The 2376-nt window shown below is 60.8% G+C and carries 1 protein-coding gene; it reads left to right on the forward strand.

What is annotated here, in order from left to right:
* Positions 1–635: 635 nt before the first annotated feature.
* A partial coding sequence (ltrA, locus tag AB0C21_RS43280) for a group II intron reverse transcriptase/maturase (protein WP_500212337.1) occupies positions 636–2376 on the forward strand: 1741 nt, incomplete at its 3' end.

A 2376-nucleotide genomic window follows, 5' to 3' on the forward strand; every position in this document is an offset into this window, starting at 1 on the left:
TGGTTGTGCGACGTGAAGTCGCACGTTTCGAGTGAATGCATGATTGGAGGTCGATGGAAAGTCAAAATGCATTCCAGGCTAGTGCCTGAGCCTGTCCCCGCCGTGACATGCGTGCTGGCTTCCTGAGCCAGTGGGTGTGAAGCTCACGGAAATCCCAAGGGGGCCGATTCCGTCTCGGTCCTACAGGTGGGGAAGGTCGAGTGCGGGGTGAACGCAAGTGAATCTTTGGTGATGCTCCGTTATAGGGACTCGCTGAGACGGGTGGAAACGCAGCGTGACAGGGACGGGTCGTTGAGATGCGGCCGGCGGCGGGCAAGGAAACCACTTGTACCGCATGGGCACCGCTGTCCCCGGAGTAAAGAAGGCACCCAAGCTCGACCGCTTCTCGAACGTGCGGAACATGGAAACCCGGGTCAGGTCCAACGAAGTTGGTAGGCCGATCGTGAGAGGGGCACAATTCCTGGCCTGGACAGGATGCTCAAGAAGCCAATGCCGGTGGCCGAAAGGCAACAGGAAAGCGGGCTACGAAGCCAACCCTCCGATGGATTGTCCGTATAACTGGCCGGATACCGGGCCGATGCCCGGACGCGAAAGCGTGCCGACGTGAGCAGGTGGATCTTTGAAGGAAACTGTCCATGGCATCCGAACCGAGGGGCAAGTTGGACGCCGAAACGGCGAACGGACCTGAGGGCCTGCCGATCCCGGAACAGGGTCGTCCCGATCTGGATGAGAGTTCAGAGTGGGGTCGTATCGACTGGTTCGAACAGGAGAAGCAGGTACGTCGCCTACGACAACGGATCTTCAAGGCGGTGCAGGAAGGGGACCTGGCGAAAGCCAGGAATCTACAGAAACTCATGCTGCGGTCGCAAGCGAACACTTTGGTGAGCGTGCGACAGGTGACGCAGCGGAACGCTGGACGACGAACGGCGGGGGTCGATGGCGAGGTCGCTCTGACTCACCAGGCCAGAATGCGCATGGCGAAGCGTGTCCAGCGCAGCAGGCAGGATTGGCGCCCCCGCCCGGTCCGGCGAGTGCACATTCCCAAGGCCGGTAACCCCGCGCGCATGCGTCCGCTCGGCATACCGGTGCTGATGGACCGCTGTCATCAAGCGCGAGTCCGGAACGCACTGGAGCCCGAATGGGAGGCCCGGTTCGAGGCCAAGTCATACGGGTTTCGGCCGGGCCGAGGGTGCCATGACGCGATCGAGGCCATCTATGAGACGTGCAAAAGCAAGACCGCAGCACGGCTATGGGTGCTCGATGCGGATTTGGCTGCGGCGTTCGACCGCATCGACCACGAAACGCTGATGGAGGCTATCGGCCTGTTTCCCGCTCGGGAGATGGTGCGTGAGTGGCTCCAGGCAGGAGTGTTCGAGGCGGGACGCGGGTTCGCCCCCACCGAGGAAGGAACTCCGCAGGGCGGGGTCATCAGCCCGCTACTGTTGAACGTCGCGTTACACGGTCTGGAAACGGTCGCTGGAGCCAGGTACAGAACTACCGGTCCCAAGGCGGGACGAAGTTATCCGGATTCTCCGGTACTGGTCAGATACGCGGACGACCTGGTGGTGCTCTGTCACACCCGCCGCCAGGCCGTACTGATCAAGGAGCGACTGGCGAGATGGCTGGGCGGTCGGGGCCTGTCCTTCAACGAGGATAAGACCCGCATTGTTCATGTGGCCGAGGGTTTTGACTTTCTCGGCTTCAACGTCCGCCGGTATGGCTCCAAACTTCTGATCAAGCCTAGTAAGGCGGCTGTACAGCGGATCAGGTCGAGACTCGCGTTTGAAATGCGTCGACTGCGCGGCGCAAACGCGAAAGCAGTGATCGCCGCCCTGAATCCTGTGATCCGGGGGTGGGCGGCGTATTACCGACCGGTGGTGTCGTCGAAGGTTTTCGAAGATCTCGACACGCACGTGTGGAGACTCACCTACAAGTGGGCTACACACAGTCATCAGAATAAGCCAAAGTCATGGATTATCCCCAGGTACTATGGCCAGTTCAACAAGTTCCGTAACGACAGGTGGGTGTTCGGGGATCTCGAGTCCGGCGCCTACTTGGTTATGTTTCGGTGGACGGAAATTAAGCGGCACGTCATGGTTAGAGGATGGGCGTCTCCGGACGATCCTTTCCTGGCCGAGTATTGGGCTCACCGCCGCAGACGGAGTAAGCCGCCGCTCGATCGGTACACCATCAGGCTACTGGACGAGCAGAACGCCATGTGCCCGATGTGCGGGGACTATCTGCTGACCGCAGAGCAGCCACCGCAATCCCCACAACAGTGGGAAAGCTGGTGGCAGCAAGTTACCCGGCGAGCAATAGCGGCGAGCTATCTCCTGATCGTGGATTCCCCGGAATCCGGCCGCCATGGTGGCGCCA

It is taken from the genome of Spirillospora sp. NPDC049024 (assembly GCF_040649235.1).
Lineage (GTDB): Bacteria > Actinomycetota > Actinomycetes > Streptosporangiales > Streptosporangiaceae > Spirillospora.